15 protein-coding genes are annotated in these 16,877 nt (G+C 66.2%); 11 read left to right on the top strand and 4 right to left on the bottom strand.

The window, feature by feature from the left end; translation table 11 throughout:
- The first annotated feature begins 3 nt into the window (after positions 1 to 3).
- Together LX81_RS12505 and LX81_RS12500 are read left to right on the top strand one after the other, a co-directional pair.
- Positions 4 to 1,506, top strand: a complete 1,503-nt coding sequence (locus LX81_RS12505) for a tripartite tricarboxylate transporter permease (protein ID WP_111537669.1) — start codon at positions 4 to 6, stop codon at positions 1,504 to 1,506.
- 19 nt (positions 1,507 to 1,525) lie between these two features.
- Positions 1,526 to 2,470: a 2-hydroxyacid dehydrogenase gene (locus tag LX81_RS12500; RefSeq protein WP_111537668.1), complete on the top strand. Its 945-nt coding sequence runs from the start codon at positions 1,526 to 1,528 to the stop codon at positions 2,468 to 2,470.
- 67 nt (positions 2,471 to 2,537) lie between these two features.
- Here LX81_RS12500 and LX81_RS12495 read toward each other — a convergent pair whose 3' ends face one another.
- Positions 2,538 to 3,566, bottom strand: coding sequence for a TRAP transporter substrate-binding protein (locus tag LX81_RS12495; protein WP_111537667.1), 1,029 nt, complete (start codon positions 3,564 to 3,566; stop codon positions 2,538 to 2,540).
- Positions 3,567 to 3,602: 36 nt separating this feature from the next.
- Positions 3,603 to 4,595, bottom strand: coding sequence for a D-erythronate dehydrogenase (gene denD / locus LX81_RS12490; protein WP_111537666.1), 993 nt, complete (start codon positions 4,593 to 4,595; stop codon positions 3,603 to 3,605).
- A gap of 329 nt (positions 4,596 to 4,924) precedes the next feature.
- Here denD and LX81_RS12485 point away from each other — a divergent pair, with 329 nt between their 5' ends.
- Together LX81_RS12485 and LX81_RS12480 are read left to right on the top strand one after the other, a co-directional pair.
- A complete protein-coding gene (locus LX81_RS12485) occupies positions 4,925 to 5,644 on the top strand; it encodes a sulfite exporter TauE/SafE family protein (RefSeq protein WP_234822595.1) in 720 nt (239 codons plus the stop codon).
- A 303-nt stretch (positions 5,645 to 5,947) separates the two neighbouring features.
- The gene (locus LX81_RS12480; RefSeq protein WP_111537664.1) at positions 5,948 to 6,982 is read left to right on the top strand and encodes an acyltransferase family protein; all 1,035 of its coding nucleotides are present in this window, start codon (positions 5,948 to 5,950) and stop codon (positions 6,980 to 6,982) included.
- A 51-nt stretch (positions 6,983 to 7,033) separates the two neighbouring features.
- Here the strand turns inward: LX81_RS12480 and ggt are convergent, their stop codons facing one another.
- Positions 7,034 to 8,827, bottom strand: coding sequence for a gamma-glutamyltransferase (ggt, locus tag LX81_RS12475; protein WP_111537663.1), 1,794 nt, complete (start codon positions 8,825 to 8,827; stop codon positions 7,034 to 7,036).
- Positions 8,828 to 8,979: 152 nt separating this feature from the next.
- On the opposite strand from ggt, the gene LX81_RS12470 reads away from it, so the two are divergent.
- The gene (locus LX81_RS12470) at positions 8,980 to 9,756 is read left to right on the top strand and encodes a lysozyme family protein (protein WP_111537662.1); all 777 of its coding nucleotides are present in this window, start codon (positions 8,980 to 8,982) and stop codon (positions 9,754 to 9,756) included.
- 4 nt (positions 9,757 to 9,760) lie between these two features.
- Here the strand turns inward: LX81_RS12470 and LX81_RS12465 are convergent, their stop codons facing one another.
- On the bottom strand, positions 9,761 to 10,612 hold the full coding sequence (locus tag LX81_RS12465; protein ID WP_170133929.1) for an MBL fold metallo-hydrolase: 852 nt from the start codon (positions 10,610 to 10,612) through the stop codon (positions 9,761 to 9,763).
- A 112-nt stretch (positions 10,613 to 10,724) separates the two neighbouring features.
- On the opposite strand from LX81_RS12465, the gene LX81_RS12460 reads away from it, so the two are divergent.
- The 6 genes from LX81_RS12460 to LX81_RS12435 all read left to right on the top strand — a co-directional run bounded on the left by LX81_RS12460 (position 10,725) and on the right by LX81_RS12435 (position 16,838).
- Positions 10,725 to 11,195, top strand: coding sequence for an MOSC domain-containing protein (locus tag LX81_RS12460; RefSeq protein ID WP_111537660.1), 471 nt, complete (start codon positions 10,725 to 10,727; stop codon positions 11,193 to 11,195).
- 119 nt (positions 11,196 to 11,314) lie between these two features.
- Positions 11,315 to 12,757, top strand: coding sequence for an FAD-linked oxidase C-terminal domain-containing protein (locus LX81_RS12455; RefSeq protein WP_111537659.1), 1,443 nt, complete (start codon positions 11,315 to 11,317; stop codon positions 12,755 to 12,757).
- A 31-nt stretch (positions 12,758 to 12,788) separates the two neighbouring features.
- Positions 12,789 to 13,922: an FAD-binding protein gene (locus tag LX81_RS12450; RefSeq protein WP_211322756.1), complete on the top strand. Its 1,134-nt coding sequence runs from the start codon at positions 12,789 to 12,791 to the stop codon at positions 13,920 to 13,922.
- A 9-nt stretch (positions 13,923 to 13,931) separates the two neighbouring features.
- Positions 13,932 to 15,326 carry a glycolate oxidase subunit GlcF gene (gene glcF / locus LX81_RS12445; RefSeq protein WP_111537658.1) on the top strand — a complete coding sequence of 465 codons (1,395 nt, stop codon included), beginning with the start codon at positions 13,932 to 13,934 and terminating at the stop codon, positions 15,324 to 15,326.
- A gap of 63 nt (positions 15,327 to 15,389) precedes the next feature.
- Positions 15,390 to 16,202 carry a trypsin-like serine peptidase gene (locus LX81_RS12440; protein ID WP_170133928.1) on the top strand — a complete coding sequence of 271 codons (813 nt, stop codon included), beginning with the start codon at positions 15,390 to 15,392 and terminating at the stop codon, positions 16,200 to 16,202.
- A gap of 168 nt (positions 16,203 to 16,370) precedes the next feature.
- Positions 16,371 to 16,838 (top strand): Hsp20 family protein, encoded by a 468-nt coding sequence (locus LX81_RS12435; RefSeq protein ID WP_111537656.1) that lies wholly within the window; start codon positions 16,371 to 16,373, stop codon positions 16,836 to 16,838.
- The last annotated feature ends 39 nt before the right edge of the window (positions 16,839 to 16,877 follow it).

Raw genomic sequence — 16,877 nt, 5'->3', positions numbered from 1 at the left:
GACATGGGCATTTACCTCGAAGCCGCCGGTCTCGTCTTCCAGCCCTACGTTCTGGCGGTGATCTTCTGCTCCGCCGCGTTCGGCATGTTCGTGGGCGCCATACCGGGCCTCGCCGCGACGATGGCCACCGCCCTGTTGGTGCCCGTGACCTTCTTCATGGATCCGGTCCCCGCGATCGCCGCAATCGTCACGGCCACGGCCATGGCGATCTTCGCGGGCGACATTCCGGGCACGCTCCTCAGGATGCCCGGCACGCCAGCCAGCGCGGCCTACGTCCAGGACAGCTATGAGATGACGAAGGCGGGACATCCCGAGGCGGCGCTCGGTGCCTCCCTCGTCTTCTCCGCGCTGGGCGGGATCTTCGGCACGCTCGTTCTCATCACCGCCTCGCCCGTGCTCGCGGAGGTGGCGCTCAAATTCTCGTCCTTCGAGTATTTCTGGCTCGTGGTTCTGGGGCTTTCCTGCGCCGTCTTTGTCTCGCCCGGATCGCCCGCACGGGGCCTCGTCTCGCTCCTCATCGGGCTCTTCGCCGCCACGATCGGCATCGACAATCCGGCAGGCGCGCCGCGCTACACGTTCGGCAACGTGGAGCTCTACGCAGGAATCCAGTTCATCCCCGCGATGATCGGGCTCTTCGCGGTGTCCGAAGTAATCCGCGCCTTCCTTGCGCGTAACGAGACGCCGAAGGTCGCGAACACGCGGAACGCCAGCATCTTCCGCCAGCAGTTCAAGAACCTCGTCACCTATCCGGTGCAGGCGATCAGGGGCAGCGTGCTCGGCACGGCGATCGGCGCGCTGCCCGGTGCCGGTGCCGATATTGCGGCCTGGATTTCCTATGCCGTCTCGAAGAAGTTCTCCAAAACGCCCAAGAAGTTCGGTACCGGCCATGTCGAGGGGCTCGTCGAGGCGGGCGCATCGAACAACGGCGCGATGAGCGGGGCGTGGATTCCCGCCCTCGTCTTCGGCATCCCCGGCGACTCGATCACCGCGATCGTGATCGGGGTGCTCTACGTCAAGGGCATCAATCCCGGCCCGACGGTCTTCATCAACGATCCGCAGTTGATCTACGCCGTCTTCATCGTCTTCCTGCTCGCCAACATCATCATGCTGCCGCTCGGCTGGTTGGCGATCAAAGGCGCGGGCACGATCCTGTCGATCCCGTCGCGCATCCTCATGCCGATCATCCTGATGTTCTGCATCGTCGGATCCTTCGCGATCAACAATTCGCCCACGGGCATCATCATCATGCTGGTCTTCGGCATCATCGGCTTCCTGATGGAGGAGAACGACATTCCCATCGCCCCGGCGATCCTCGGGCTTGTCCTCGGCCCGATGCTGGAGCAGAACTTCGTTACATCGATGATCAAGTCGCAGGGCAGCTTCCTTGCCTTCTTCGAGCGACCGATCGCGGCCGGTCTCGGCATCTTCACCCTCGTGATCTGGTCGATCCCGCTCGTCCTGCTTCTCGTGAATCGCGGCAAGTCCGCCTCCGTCACGCCCTCCTGAACCAGAAAGGCTCCGACCCATGTCGAAACCAGATCTCCTCCTCGTTGCCGGCCTCACTCCACGCGTCGTCGAACAGCTCGAGAAGGATTTCACGCTGCACCGCTATTGCGACGCGGAGGACAAGTCCGCCTTCCTCAAGGACGTGCCCGCCGGGATCCGCTTCGTCGCAACCGGCGGCAGCGCCGGCTGCACGCGGGAAATCATCGAGGCGCTCCCCGATCTCGAGATCATCTCCTCGTTCGGCGTGGGCTACGATGCGGTCGACGTGGACGCAGCGAAGGAGCACGACGTCCGGGTGACGAACACGCCCGACGTGCTCAACGATTGCGTGGCCGAAGTGGCGATGGCCCTGATGCTCGCCCTTGCCCACCGTCTGCCCGAGGCCGACCGCTATCTCCGTGACGGCCGGTGGGAGAGCGAGGGATCGTTCCCCCTCACGGCGGAACTCACGGGGCGCAAGCTCGGCATCATCGGGCTCGGCCGGATCGGCAAGACGATCGCCCGGCTCGCTCAGGCGTTCCAGATGCAGGTCGTCTATCACGGCCGCTCCGAGCAGCCGCACCAGCCCTACACGTATTATTCCGATCCGAAAACGATGGCGCGCGACGTCGACTGGCTCCTCGTCATCGCGCCGAGCACGCCCGAGACGCAGGGAATCGTCAATCGCGACGTGCTGGAGGCGCTCGGCCCCGAAGGGCGGCTCGTCAACGTGGCTCGCGGCGATCTCGTCGATGAGGAGGTCCTGATCGAGATGCTGTCCTCGGGCGGCATCGCGGGCGCCGCGCTCGACGTCTTCGCACAGGAGCCGCACGTGCCGGAGGCGCTTCGCAAGCTCGACAACGTGGTCCTGCTCCCGCATGTGGGCAGCGCGACGCACAAGACCCGCGCGGCGATGGGCGATCTGGTCGTGCGCAACCTGCGCGCCCATCTCAAGGGCGACCCGCTGCCCACCCCCGTCGCCTGAGCCCGGCCTCGGGGGCGAGGCTCCCGTGGGAGAACACCGCCCCGGCTCGGAGGCCGGGGCGACGAACTCAGTTCGATGCCGGCGCGTCGAGCCCGATCCGCTCGATGAAGTCGCGGTGGCTCTGGACGATCTCCGCCGTCTCGGGCGTCTTCTGTGCCCATTCGTCCCAGGCCCCGAAGGCCGCTTGCCGGAACGCCGCGCGGTCCTCCTGCGACCAGTCGTAGATCGTGACGCCCTCTTCGGGCAGGGCCACCAGCGCCTCGCCGTTCTCCACCACCGTCGCGAGCATCAGTTCGTAGCCGAGGTTCTTCTCCGCCGAGGTGATGATCGCCCGCTGCGCATCGGTCAGGCCTTCCCAGAAATCGGTCCGGCAGGCGAGATGGTCCGACGACATAGAGTGGAAGCCCGGGAACGTCGTGTGCTTGGCGATGTCGTAGAGCCCGGACCCGACATTGTTCGACAGCCACGAGGCGTCTGCGCCGTCGATGATCCCGGTCTCGAGCGCCGTGAAGATCTCGGTGAAGTCCATCACCACCGGAGAGGCGCCGAGGGAGGCGAAGATCTCGCTCTCCATCCCGGGCGGGGAGCGGAACTTCCAGTTCTTGAGGTCGTCCGGCCCCGCGATCGGGCTGGTTGAGACGAGCGATTCCTGACCGCCGATATGGGCACCGACGAAGGTCATCCCGTTCGTATTGTAAAGGCCGTTGATCTCCTCCCGCCCGCCGCCATACTCGATCCAGGACTGGAATTGCAGCGGCGTGTCGTATCCCCCCATCGTGTCCGCAACGAACTGGTAGGCCGGGTTCTTCCCGGTCTGGTAGCTGCCGTTCGTCATGTCGCAATCGATGATGCCCGAGGCCGCGGCGTCGAACGTTTCGGCCGATTTCACCACCGAGGCGGAGTAGAACATCTCCACGTCGATATCGCCGCCCGACATCGTCTCGACGTTCTCGACGAAATCCGCGATCAGGCGGCCCGAGGTCGATTCCGGCGATTGGTGGTTCTGGATGCGCACCGTGACGGATTGGGCCCCTGCCACCGTCGCGGTGCCGAAGGCCAGTGCGGCGCAGAGCGCCGTAGTCCTGTAGACGTGCATGGTCTCTCCTCCCTAATGATCGACCCCGTCCGGGGCCTACGCGCGCGGTGCGCGTCCCTCCATCTCGTCCTCGATATAGACGCGGATGATCTCTTCGAAGCTGTCCTCCGCCGTGAAGCCGGCCTCGCGGGCGCGACGGACATCGAAGTCCCGCGGCCATCCTGAAACGATTTTTTCGATCGTCGGATCGGGCTCCCGCCGGATGAGCGCCACGGTCTCGTCGCCCGCGACGTTCCTGAGCGCCTCGATCTGATCGGCGACGGTGGCGGAGACGCCCGGCATCGTCATGTTGCGCCGCGAGCCGAGCATTTGGGTGTCGAGCGCCGCGGCATGGCGCAGGAAGCCCACGGCGGAGCGGGGACTCGCGTGGTAGTGGCGCACGTCGTCATCGACGGGCAGAACCGCTTCCTTGCCTTCGAGGGGCTCGCGCAGGATGCCAGAGAAGAAGCCTGAGGCAGCCTTGTTGGGCTTGCCGGGGCGGATGCAGATCGTGGGAAAGCGGATGCCCACTCCGTCGAGGAAACCGCGGCGGGAATAATCGTCGAGCAGCAATTCCCCCATCGCCTTCTGCGTCCCGTAGCTCGTGAGCGGCGTGAGGAAGAAGTCGTCCCCGATCTTGTCGGGAAATGGCGCGCCGAAGACCGCGAGGGAAGAGGCATAGACCACGCGGGGCGTGTAGCCATCGGTCTCGTGCGCCGCGCGGATGGCGTCGAGAAGCGCCCGGGTGCCGTCGAGATTGATCCGATAACCCTTCTCGAGATCGGCCTCCGCCTCGCCCGAGACGATGGCTGCGAGATGAACGAGCACGTCCGGTTGCCGGGCCACGAGGTCCGCAGCGACACCCTCGTTCGACAGGTCGGCCTCGACCACGTTCCGCGTGCCCGTGAAATCCGTGGCGACGTCGGGCGGGACGATGTCGACGAGGGTCAGCGTCTCGACTGTCCGGTCGCCGATCCTGTCGTCGTTGGCGATGGATTCGGCGAATTTTCGGCCGATCATTCCGCCGGCACCGGTTATCATCACATGCATGTCGTCTCCCTCGCGATCAAGCCGTCACGGTAAGGCCCCGTCCTGGCCCTTCGTCGCGGGTGTCGCGGATGACGTGGCGAACCTCGACGCAGCCGGCTTGTGCCAAGTCCGCGCGATGCCGGCGTGATCGTCCCCCCACCCGCGACCGGAGCCTGTCCGTTCGGGCCATTTCCTCCCAGAATTGGTATACCAGCGATACCTCGTTTGCAAAGTTGAAAGGCTTTACCTCCGGTGCCAGAGGGTACTGGAATGGAGGCGGGGGCCTGGATGGCCCCCCGGGGGGCGGTATCCGGTCCTCGTTTCCAGGGGGACCTTGTGTGGATCATCCGGTGTTGCTCGTCGTCGCGGCCGTGGTGGTCGGCATGTCGAAGGGCGGTCTCGCGACCGCGGCGGCGATCGCTGTCCCGATGCTGTCGCTCGTCATGAACCCGATCGCGGCCGCGGCGACGCTGCTGCCCGTCTATCTCGTCACCGATTGGGTCGGGGTCTGGTTCTACCGGCGCAATTTCTCTCGTCGGAACCTCGTGATCCTCGTGCCCGCGATGATCTTCGGCATCGTCATCGCCACGATCGTCACGCCCTATACGCCCGAGCCGGTACTGCTCGTCGTGACGGGGCTCATCGGCATCTGGTTCTGCGCGCGGACATGGCTCCGCCGCACACCCCCGGAGCCCGCGGAGGCCGCAATCCTGCCGGGGCTCTTCTGGGGGACGATCACCGGGATCACGAGCTTCATCACCCATTCAGGCGCGCCGCCCTCGCAGGCCTATCTCCTGCCGCAGCGCCTGCCGAAGCTCGAATTCGCCGGGACGATCGCCATCGCCTTCGCGATCGGGAACCTCGCGAAGCTTCCCGGCTACTGGGTGACGGGTGCGCTTGTCGGTCTCGAATGGCGACTGACCGCAATCCTGATCGTGGCGGGGGTCTGCGGCACGATCCTCGGCCGGTGGATCGTCGAACTGCTTCCCGACGCGACCTACATGCAGGTCATCAAGGTGATGCTCTTCACCCTTTCGGCCGGCCTCATTGCCAAGGCGCTCACGCTCTGAAGGCCGGTCCCGGGCGACCCTGACGGCGCCGGCGTCCTTCCTTTTGACATCTTGGATGCGCGCGTCCGCGTTCTAAGGCGCTCGCATTGCGAGTCGCGCCTGCTTCCCGCTGGGGGAACGGTGCCTGCAAGGCTCGATCCGGGTGGATCAACAAAAAGTCAGATGCCATATTAGCACTTTAACAGAAACAATCGGGCGTTAACCTTGGTTAATATCCCGCATGCGGCGAATTTGACGGGGAGTTCTTGATCGGTTTTGTAAGGGGTGCCTGATGTCGTCAGTACATGCTTGCTTTAAACTCGAATGATCGGAAACATACAGGTTCTCCGATTTGTCGCAGCTCTCATGGTCGCCCTCTATCATATCCAACTCCCGGTCGCTCGGGGCGAATTGACGATCCTGTCGCTTTTCGAGCGTGGTAGCGTCGGCGTCGATATCTTCTTCGTAATCAGCGGGGTCGTCATTTATCTCGTTTCCGCGTCGAAGGACAAATTACTAATCGGGGAATTCGCCTCGAAACGGTTCTGGCGGATTTATCCTCCCTACATCGCCGTTCTTTGCCTCGCGGTCCTGATCGCCTGCATGCAATCCGCCATTGGGGGCACCAGTCAGACTTACAATGCGTTATCCATCGAGTCGCTGACCGTTTCGGCCTTGCTGCTGCCGTTATCGCCGCAGATATATCCGATCGCGTGGACCCTGACGTTGGAAATCGTATTCTACGGGATCTTCTGTCTCGCATTTCGGGCAGGCGGTATTCGTGGCGTCATATTCGCATTGCTGGCTTGGTATATGGCGGCAAAGACCTATTCGCTTTATCTGCACGATCCGGACGGGCCCATGATCTGGTTCCTCCATTCGGTGGTGCTCGAATTCCTGTTCGGTGTCGTGATTGGAATTCTCTATCAGAGGAACGCGGTCATCTTCGCTCCGCTCGCGGCTCTCGCGGGAGTGGCCGGGGTTGTTCTTGTCCTCACGACTGAACGGATCGGGCTCGGGCGTGAAATCGAATTCGGACTTCCGGCGGCGCTTCTCGTCTATGGTGCCGTGGGATTGCGCTGGCGTGTCCCGTCCTTCGGTCTTCTCGCCGGGGAAAGCTCCTATATCCTCTATCTGATACACCCGCTTCTTTTCTCGATCACCGCCGTGGCCGCGGCGCGGGCCTTGGGCGTCGACATCTATGCGAGCGAGGCTGCGATGCTTCTGACCGTGGCAGGCCTCGTCGCAACGGCGATGGCGCTGACCGTCTGGGTCGAGCGTCCCTATATCGCCTGGTACAAGTCCCGGATGGTCGGGGCGCCGCGGCAAACGAAGGTCGCCGCGTCGGGCACGTTCTGAGAGTTCGCCAGTCGACCGAAGAAAATTGCCGAACCGAAGGCCCCGCCCGGCCTATTCGCCCAATGCGATCCCCTCGCGGCGCGGATCGGCGCCGCCGGTGAGCGTCTCGCCCACCGCGATCATGTGCAGCCCGGAATTGAGGTCCCGCACCTCCGTCTCGTATCCCAACTCCTGCAGCGGGCCCGCGAGGTCCGCGAGCGGCGTCCCCTCCTCGAGATCGAAGGTACCGAAGCGATTGACGGCGTGTGGCGCGGAGAGGGCCGCCTGCGCATCCATGCCCCAATCGATATGGTTCACGACGGCCTGCGCGACGTAGCCGATGATCCGCGATCCGCCGGGCGAGCCCACGACGAGGATCGGCGCGCCATCCCGCATCACGATCGTGGGCGCCATGGAGGAGCGCGGACGCTTGCCCGGCTCCACGCGGTTGGCGATCGGATAGCCGTCCTCGTGCGTCTCGAAGCTGAAATCGGTCAGTTCGTTGTTGAGCAGGAACCCGCCCGGTGCGAAAAGGCGCGACCCGAAGCCGTTCTCGATCGTGGTCGTCATCGAAAGGGCGTTGCCCGCCGCATCGACGATCGAGATGTGGGAGGTCGAGGGCAGCTCGATCGACGCGTCGTCGCCCCAGATCGCGGCATGGCTCCAGTCCGGATCCCCGGCGGACACGTCCGGCAGGGCGTCGTCGCGGTCGAGCAGTCGCGCGCGGCTTTCCAGGTAGGCAGGATCGACCAGCCCTTCGAGCGGCATCGGAACGTAGTCGATATCGGCCATGTACCGGCCGCGATCGGCGAAGGCGAGGCGGGAGGCGTCGCCGATGAGCCGCCATGCCTCCGGATCCTCGATCCCCATCTCGCCGAGCGGATAGGCATCGAGCATCCCGAGGATCTGCCCCACGGTGAGCGCGCCCGAGGAGGGCGGACCCATGCCGCAGATCTGCGTGTCGCGATAGTCCGCGCAGACCGCCTCGCGTTCGACGACGTCGTAGATTGCGAGATCGGTCATCGAGAGCGTGCCGGGATTGCCTGGTGCGTTCTGAACCGTCTCGACGATGCCCTGCGCGATCTCGCCCGTGTAGAACGCTTCCGCGCCCTCTTCGGCGATGGTCTCGAGCGTGTCGGCATAGGCCGCGTTCGTAAGCGTGTCGCCCGCCGCGATGGCGGTGCCGCCGGGCATGAAATAGGCGGCCGTCGCCTCGAACCGGCCGAGCCGCTCGGGATCCTCGGCAACGAGTTCGGCGAGGCGCGGAGAGACGGTGAAGCCCTCGCGAGCGAGCATGATCGCGTCTTCGAAAAGGCTCGGCCACTCGGCTGTTCCCCACTTCTCGTGCGCCATCTCCATCAATCTCGGCGTGCCCGGCGTGCCGACGGACCGGCCACCGACGACGGCGTCGTAGAATTCGAGCGCCTCGCCCGCCTCGTTCTGGAAGAGTTGCGGCGTGACCGAGAGCGGCGCGGTCTCGCGTCCGTCGAGGGTGGTGAGTTCGCCGCTCGCCGCGTCGTACCAGACGAGGAAAGCGCCGCCGCCGAGGCCAGAGCTCTGCGGCTCGACGAGACCGAGGACGGTCTGCACGGCGACCATCGCGTCGGCCGCGGTGCCGCCCGCGCGCAGAACCTTTGCGCCCGCCTCGACCGCGAGCGGATTTGCGGCGGCGACCATCCAGTCCGTGGCTTCCACGGGGCGGCCGGCTGCCTTGGCCTCCAGAGCGGCAGTGATCTCCGGCCCGTACTCCTCGCCGGGGCCTCCCGACGTTGCCGCCTCGGGTGCCGTGGTGTCGGCCACATCCTGCGCAGCGACCGGAAGGGCGGTCAGGATCAAGAGGAAGGTGGTCTTCGCGCGGATCGGCATGGCGAGGGCTCCTGTCGTTGACGCTCCAGTGAACCTCCGATCTGACGCATGGTCAACGCTCGCGGCGGGAGAAACCGGCGCGGCGCGAAACGGAATCTCAACCTCGTCACGCGATGACGCTGCCACGTTCCCAATCTCAGAACGAGGTATGAATGCTTTTACGGATCGCGATCCTGGCCGCCCTTTCCGTGATCTTGTCGACGCTGCCGCGTGGTGCGGCGATGGCGCAGGGCTTCTCCCTTCTGGGCGAGGCTTCCTTCGGGCCGAGCCGCGGATCGCTAATCCAGGCGCGCGCCGAGATCCCCGCACCGACGGGGTCTGGCGGATCGCTCTTCGCGGGGCAGGCGGAGCGGAGCTTCTTCGCGCCGATGCTCGAGCGGGAAAGTTCCCCGCAGCGGAGCGTCGGGTCGTCCTTCCAGGGTGGACCGATGCTCACAGGGCCGGGCGGTGGCGGGCCGGCCGCGCAGATCCGTCATCTGATCGCGTCCGCCGAGGCCGGCAAGGACGGCTACGACGCGGTCCAGCACGGCGCACGGGTGCGCCCCTCCAAACGGCCGACGGAGATGACGATCGGCGAGATCTACGACTGGATCGAGGCGACGCCGGGCCAGCCCCATGCTATCGGGCGCTACCAGTTCATCCCCTCGACCCTGCGCCGTCTCGTGGACACGCTCGGGCTTAGCCGCCGCGAGGTGTTCTCGCCATGGGTACAGGACGCGCTCGCCGACCTGCTCCTCGACGAAGCCGGGTTCCAGGAAGCCAAGTCCGGCGGCATCCACCGTCACAGCTTCATGAACAATCTCGCGAAGATCTGGGCGGGCCTGCCCAATTCCTCGGGCAGGTCGCATTACCACGGCTATGCCGGCAACAAGGCAACCATGGCCTGGGCGCGCTTCGACGAGGAGATGGCGCGGCTCTTTCCGAGCTGACGCCTCAGTCGCCGCTGCGGTCATGGGTGTAGGGGACGGGCTCGAAGCGGTAGCCCTCCATCTCCCGCGCGATCCAGCCGATGCCGGGAAAGCCGATATGCGAACCGGCGATGAGTTGCCGGTCGGTCGCGACCTCCTCGAGGATCGCTTTCCGCGTCTCCTGCGCCGCGTCGGGATCGACATCGAAGCCCACGCCGATCTCGGGTCGTGCGAGCTGGATCGGAGCGATGTGGACGATGTCGGTCCAGATCAGGAGGCTCTCGCTGCCTGAGGAGACATGCAGACCGCTATGGCCCGGCGTGTGGCCGGGCAGGGGGCGCGCGGTGAGCCCGGGCGCGATCTGCGCCTGACCCGTGAACGTCTCCATCCGGTCGCCATAGGCCTCGAGGACCTTGCGGGTCGTGTCCGTCGCATTGGCCTCGTCGGAGAAATGCGCGACATCGTCCTCATGCACCCGCAGGGCGGCCTTCGGGAAGACGGCCTCTCCGCCTTGCGCGATCAGCCCGCCGATATGGTCGCCATGCATGTGCGTGCAGTAGATCACGTCGATCTCCTCGGGCGTCACGCCGGTCGCAGCCAGGTTGTTCGGCACGCGGCCCGTCTCGGGCCCCATCGCCCCCCCGCAGCCGGAATCGACGAGGACCTTGACCCCATCGGTCTCGATCAGGAAGGCGTTGAGCCCGGCGCGGAACGTCTCGGGATCGCGGTGCCGGTCATGGAGAATGCGGCCGTATTCGCTCTCCTCCAGGCCCAGCAGGTTGTCGTATCCAAGGGGCAACGGCCCATCCGAGAGCGCGGTCACGCGGATATCGTTCACGTAGTGACGCTGTGCGTCGCGTAGTAATGTCTTCGTCATGTCGTCCTCCTGGCCTTGCGGATCGGTCCACCAACCCTCGTCGGGCGGCTTCCGGTTCGCGTCGTTTGAGTGCAGAGCTAGGGCGCGCAGCATCTTGTCCAGAGGAACGGCCATGGCGGAGTTGAGGGAAATGATGGCGCGGCACGCGCGGGACGGCCGCGTGGACTGGATCGGCCTGCGCCCGGCACGGCGCGAGCCTGTCTCCGCCGTGGAGGTCGCCGAGATCGCCGAAGACGGCCTCCGAGGCGATCACGGGCGCGCCGGCAAGCGGGCGGTGACGCTCGTTCAGGCCGAGCATTTTGCCGTGGTGGCGTCGCTCCTGGGGATCGAGGCGGTGGAGCCGGCCCGGCTCCGGCGCAACATCGTCGTCTCGGCCATCAATCTCGCGGCGTTCCGCCATGCGCCGCTCCGGATCGGGGGCGCGATCCTGCGCATCGAGGGGCCATGCCCGCCCTGTTCGCGGATGGAGGGGGAATTCGGCCCCGGCGGCTATTCCGCGATCCGCGGACATGGCGGCTATTACGCGAGCGTCGTCGAGCCGGGTCGGGTATCGCCGGGCGATATCGTCGCCGCCCCGGATTGACCGACCTGCATGGCGCACGGCTGCGCGTCCGACGGGGCGTCCATTGCCTTGTGGCGGCTTCAGATGCCTTGCCGCGACGTGGGTTCGGGCCTACCTTACCCTCAGCGGAGGAAGACGCCATGCAGATGCCAGATCCCAGTGCCGCGATCCTGTCGCGAAAGTCGAGTGTCGTGCGCCGATTGCAGGGTGTTCTCGACGACGATTCGGTGATCCACGAGGAGAACGAGCTGCGCGCCTACGAATGCGATGCGCTCACGGCCTACAAGTGTCCGCCCCTCGCCGCCGTACTGCCCCGCACGACGGAGGAGGTCGCGGCAGTCCTTGCGATCTGCCACGAAGAGGGCGTTCCGGTCGTGCCACGCGGCGCGGGCACCTCGCTCGCCGGCGGCTCGCTGCCCTCCGCGGACAGCGTGATCCTCGGCGTGGCGCGGATGAACGAGGTGATCGAGACGTCGTATGACGACCGCTTCATCCGGGTCCAGACCGGACGCACGAACCTTTCCGTGACCGGCGCTGTGGAGGAGGACGGCTTCTTCTACGCGCCGGACCCCTCGTCGCAGCTTGCCTGCGCCATCGCGGGCAACATCGCGATGAATTCGGGCGGGGCGCATTGCCTCAAATACGGGGTGACGACGAACAACCTCCTCGGTGTGACGCTCGTACAGATGGACGGCACCGTGGTCGAGATCGGCGGTGCCCACATGGATGCGGGCGGGCTCGACCTCCTGGGCCTCGTCTGCGGTTCCGAAGGCCAGCTCGGGGTCGTGACGGAAGCGACGCTGCGCATCCTGCCCAAGCCCGAGGGCGCCCGTCCGGTGCTGATCGGGTTCTCCTCGAACGAGGTCGCGGGTCAGTGCGTGAGCGACATCATCAAGGCGGGCGTCCTGCCCGTCGCGATCGAGTTCATGGATCGTCCCTGCATCCGTGCGACGGAGGCCTTCGCGGGGGCGGGGTATCCCGATTGCGAGGCCCTTCTCATCGTCGAGGTCGAGGGGTCCGATGCGGAGATCGACGAACAGCTCGGGGTCATCGGCCAGATCGCGCGCGGCCACGATCCCGTGGAGATCCGCGAGAGCCAGTCGGCGGAGGAATCGGCCCGGATCTGGCTTGGCCGGAAATCGGCCTTCGGCGCGATGGGCCAGATCAACGACTACATGTGCCTCGACGGGACGATCCCCGTGACCGAGCTGCCGAAGGTCTTGGGGCGCATCCGCGAGCTCTCGGATCAGTACGGCCTCGACGTCGCGAATGTATTCCACGCGGGCGACGGCAACATGCATCCCCTCATCCTCTTCAACGCCAACGAGGAAGGCCAGCTCGAGAAATGTGAGGCGATGGGTGCGGACATCCTGCGCCTCTGCGTCGAGGTCGGCGGGTGCCTGACGGGCGAGCACGGCGTCGGGATCGAGAAGCGCGATCTGATGGAGACGCAGTTCGCGCCCGACGATCTCGAGGCGCAGATGCGGGTCAAGGACGTGTTCGATCCAAAATGGCTCCTCAACCCCGCAAAGGTGTTCCCGCTTTCGGTGACGGAGCCGCGCCGCGCCATCGCTGCGGAGTGAACGTCGCGAGGCCAGGCCAGGGAGGGCGCAGATGCTGACCCCAAAGAGCGAGGTCGAACTTGCCGACATCCTGCGCGCGGCGGAGACGCCGGTGCGTGTGCAGGGCGGCGGAACACGAGGGGTGGGCGTGGCGCGGGGCGAGGTCCTCTCCACGGCATCGTTGACGGGGATCACCCTCTACGAGCCGGGTGCGCTCACGCTGGTCGCGAAAGCCGGGACGCCGCTTTCTGAGATCACCGAAACGCTCGCCGCGGAGAACCAGCGCCTCCCCTTCGAGCCCATCGACCATCGCCGCCTTCTCGGAACGAAGGGCGAGCCGACGATCGGCGGGGCCGTGGCCACGAACGCGTCGGGACCGCGCCGGATTGCCGCCGGAGCCTGTCGCGACAGCTTGATCGGCGTGCGTTTCGTCGATGGCGCCGGTACGATCGTCAAGAATGGCGGGCGGGTGATGAAGAACGTCACCGGCTACGATCTGGTAAAGCTGATGGCAGGCTCGTGGGGGACGCTCGGTGTTCTGACCGAGGTCTCGTTCAAGGTCCTGCCGGGCGTCGCGTCGGAAGCGACCCTCCTTCTCGATTGGCAGACACCCGACGCGGCGATCAAGACGCTGGCGCGCGCGCTGCGCTCGCCGTTCGAGGTGACCGGCGCGGCCTACGTGCCCGAGGGGCCCGACGGGGTGCCCATGACGGCGATCCGCCTCGAGGGGTTCGAGGCGTCCGTCGCCTACCGCGCCGACAAGCTGCGCACGGAACTCGGCGAGGTGCGGATCGAGGACGATTCCGAGAAGAGCGCCCGGCTCTGGCGCGACATCCGCGATGCGTCGATCCTCGCGGGCGCGCCCGCCGATGTCTGGCGGATATCCGTCCGCCCATCGCATGGCCCGCGCGTGGCGAAGGCGCTGGGCGAGGCGCGACTGGTGATGGATTGGGGCGGCGGTCTCGTCTGGGCGCAGGTCGCGCAGGGCACCGACCTGCGCGCGCGGCTCAAGGGGATCCCGGGCCATGCGACCCTCGTGCGTGCCGCGCCCGAGACCCATGCGCGTCTCGGCACCTTCCCCCCGGAGCCCGAGCCCGTCGCGCGCCTGACCGCCGGACTGCGCGCGAAGTTCGACCCGCGAAACATCCTGAACACCGGGCTCATGGCCGCGCCGGAGCACGCCTGAGGGAGCCACATGCAGACCAATTTCACCGACGCCCAGCTTGCCGATCCCGACACGGCCCGCTCGAACGAGATCCTGCGCGCCTGCGTGCATTGCGGGTTCTGCACGGCGACCTGTCCGACCTATCAGGTCCTGGGCGACGAACTCGATTCCCCCCGGGGACGGATCTATCTCATCAAGGACATGCTGGAGAACGACCGGCCCGCCGACGAGAAGACCGTCAAGCATATCGACCGGTGCCTCTCGTGCCTCGCCTGCATGACGACCTGTCCCTCGGGGGTGCATTACCAGCATCTGGTCGACCACGCCCGCGCCCATATCGAGCAGACCTACCGCCGGCCCTTCATGGACCGGGCGCTGCGCTGGACGCTGGCGCGGATCCTGCCCTATCCGGGGCGCTTCCGCCTCGCATTGATGGGCGCGAAGCTCGGACGGCCTTTCGCGCGGCTGATGCCCGATCCGCGGCTTCGCGCCATGCTCGCCATGGCGCCGGCGACGGTGCCGAAGGTCGGCGGCAAGGACGCGCCCGGCATCATCCCCGCCGAAGGTGAGCGGAAGAAGCGCGTTGTCCTGATGACGGGCTGCGCGCAGCGCGTGCTCGACCAGGACATCAACGCGGCCACGATCCGGCTCCTCACCCGTCTCGGATGCGAGATCGTGATCCCGCAGGAAATGGGCTGCTGCGGGGCGCTCGTCCACCACATGGGGCAGACGGACGAGAGCCATGCGGCGGCCGCGAAGAACATCTCCGCCTGGCGTGCTGTCGAGCGCGACGGGGGCCTCGACGCGATCGTCATCAACACCTCCGGCTGCGGAACCACCGTCAAGGATTACGGGCACATGTTCCGCACCGATGACAGGCTCGCGGAAGACGCCCGCCGGATCAGCGAGTTGACCGTCGACGTGACCGAACTCCTGGCGGAACTGCTGCCCGGAACCGACCCGATCGGGCACCTGAACGAGGCGGCCGAGGACATCGCCGGCATCGACGCAGCCCATGTGGAGGAATCGTCCGATGGCCCCGTCCGGGTGGCCTATCACTCCGCCTGCTCGCTTCAGCACGGACAGAAGGTCACCGCGCATCCGAAAGCGCTTCTGAAGCGTGCGGGGTTCGAGGTGGTGGAGCCGAAGGACCCGCATCTCTGCTGCGGCTCCGCGGGGACGTACAATCTCATGCAGCCCGAGATCTCCGCCAAGCTGAAGGCCCGCAAGTTGGAGACGCTGGAGGCGAAGTCCCCGCAGATCATCGCGGCAGGCAATATCGGTTGCATGGTGCAGATCGCCTCAGGGACGTCGATCCCGGTGGTCCATACGGTTGAACTCATCGACTGGGCCACGGGTGGCCCGCGCCCCTCCAAGCTCGGGTCCGCCGATTTCGGCGTCGAAGACATGCCGCGCGCGAGCTAGATTTTCGCCATGGGATCGCCCCGGAAGGAGGATAGGGCGCGCACGCCGAACGGAGCGCGCCCGATGTCCCTCGTCCGAAATTCCCTCTCCCTCCTCCTCTGCCTCGTATCCCTGTCCGCGCCGCTCGCGGCCGGGGACGGGTTGCGGTCGCTTGCCGATGCGGAAAGGCGGATCTTCTCCGCCGTCGGCCGCCTGCAGATCGAGGGCGACAGGATGTGCACGGGAACGTTGATCGCGCCGGAGCTCGTCCTGACGGCCGCGCATTGCGTCGTCGATCGGGCGAACCGGCCCATCGCGGCAGATGACATCCTGTTTCTCGCGGGCTGGCGGAACGGCGGCGCCGAGGCGCTCCGTTACGGTCGCCGGATCGCGATACCGCCTGATTACGATATCGGGCAGGCCGGCGCGGCTGGGCAGAGGAACGATATCGCCCTCGTGCAGCTTTCGGACCCGATAGAGCGTCATCGCATCGTTGGCCTGCGCATCGGGGCCGATCCCGAGAAGCGGGAGACGGTGGGCGTGGTCTCCTACGCCGAAGGACGATCGGAATACGCCTCGATCGAGGAGAACTGCCCGGTGATCGACCGGCGCGAGGCACGGATCGTCCTGGTCTGCGATGTCGACCGCGGCGCCTCGGGTGCCCCGGTGCTGCGCTTCGGACCGGACGGGCCGGAGGTCGTCTCGGTGATCTCGGCCATGACGTGGATGGGGGATCGGAAGCTCGCCGTCGCGATCGGGCTCGACGATCAATTGCCGGCTCTCAAGGCCCAGCTCTCCGGCTCCAAACGCGTCCGGCCGGCGGAGGCGGGCGGGATCCGCCAGCTCTCCCGCGACGAGGCCGTGTCGCTCGGCGGAGCGAAGTTTCTCCGCCCGTGACAGGGCCGGTCGCCGGTCGAAAAATTTCCGCGATGGAATATTGACCCCCGCGTCTGGGCTCACCACATCGCTCTCGTTGGACGCCGGGATCGGGTCCGACGTTCCGGGTCCGTCCCACGAGGGAGGATCCAAACATATGTTGTCGCTTGAGAAAAAGGATGACTCACTATGCGTAGCTTCGATCTTGCCCCCCTCTATCGCGCCACCGTCGGCTTTGACCAGATGGCCGATCTCCTGGACCGCGTGATGTCCGATCAGACCGGGGCGCAGACCTATCCGCCCTACAATATCGAGAAGACCGGTGACGAATCCTGGTCGATCGAGATTGCCGTCGCAGGCTTTACCGATGAGGAACTGAACGTCGAGCAGCGCGAGAACGCGCTCATCGTCGCCGCCCGTAAGGCCGATGACGCCGCCGACCGGAAGTATCTCCACCGCGGCATCGCGACACGGGCCTTCGAGCGTCGTTTCCACCTTGCCGACCACGTCCGCGTCTCCGGCGCGAGCCACGTCAACGGCATGTTGCAGATCGACCTCGTCCGCGAGGTTCCGGAAGCGCTCAAGCCGCGCCGCATCGAGATTGCTAGCGGCGATACGCTCAACGGCTCAGCGGTCGAGAATCGCAACGCCGCCTGATCCAAATCGGACGGTTGAATGTTGAAGGCCGCGCAATCG

The organism is Palleronia aestuarii, from assembly GCF_003253995.1.
Taxonomy (GTDB): Bacteria; Pseudomonadota; Alphaproteobacteria; order Rhodobacterales; family Rhodobacteraceae; genus Palleronia; species Palleronia aestuarii.
The sequence above is the reverse complement of the archived record's forward strand: the minus strand, read 5'-3'. Positions and strand labels throughout refer to the sequence as shown.

Coding starts and splice junctions, on each gene's coding strand:
- ggt (WP_111537663.1), bottom strand. CDS start 8,827: ATGCCGATCCGCGCGAAGACCACCTTCCTCTTGATCCTGACCGCCCTT.
- LX81_RS12435 (WP_111537656.1), top strand. CDS start 16,371: ATGCGTAGCTTCGATCTTGCCCCCCTCTATCGCGCCACCGTCGGCTTT.
- glcF (WP_111537658.1), top strand. CDS start 13,932: ATGCAGACCAATTTCACCGACGCCCAGCTTGCCGATCCCGACACGGCC.
- LX81_RS12470 (WP_111537662.1), top strand. CDS start 8,980: ATGCTTTTACGGATCGCGATCCTGGCCGCCCTTTCCGTGATCTTGTCG.
- LX81_RS12505 (WP_111537669.1), top strand. CDS start 4: ATGGGCATTTACCTCGAAGCCGCCGGTCTCGTCTTCCAGCCCTACGTT.
- LX81_RS12495 (WP_111537667.1), bottom strand. CDS start 3,566: ATGCACGTCTACAGGACTACGGCGCTCTGCGCCGCACTGGCCTTCGGC.
- LX81_RS12450 (WP_211322756.1), top strand. CDS start 12,789: ATGCTGACCCCAAAGAGCGAGGTCGAACTTGCCGACATCCTGCGCGCG.
- LX81_RS12500 (WP_111537668.1), top strand. CDS start 1,526: ATGTCGAAACCAGATCTCCTCCTCGTTGCCGGCCTCACTCCACGCGTC.
- LX81_RS12460 (WP_111537660.1), top strand. CDS start 10,725: ATGGCGGAGTTGAGGGAAATGATGGCGCGGCACGCGCGGGACGGCCGC.
- LX81_RS12455 (WP_111537659.1), top strand. CDS start 11,315: ATGCAGATGCCAGATCCCAGTGCCGCGATCCTGTCGCGAAAGTCGAGT.
- LX81_RS12440 (WP_170133928.1), top strand. CDS start 15,390: ATGTCCCTCGTCCGAAATTCCCTCTCCCTCCTCCTCTGCCTCGTATCC.
- LX81_RS12480 (WP_111537664.1), top strand. CDS start 5,948: ATGATCGGAAACATACAGGTTCTCCGATTTGTCGCAGCTCTCATGGTC.
- LX81_RS12465 (WP_170133929.1), bottom strand. CDS start 10,612: ATGACGAAGACATTACTACGCGACGCACAGCGTCACTACGTGAACGAT.
- denD (WP_111537666.1), bottom strand. CDS start 4,595: ATGCATGTGATGATAACCGGTGCCGGCGGAATGATCGGCCGAAAATTC.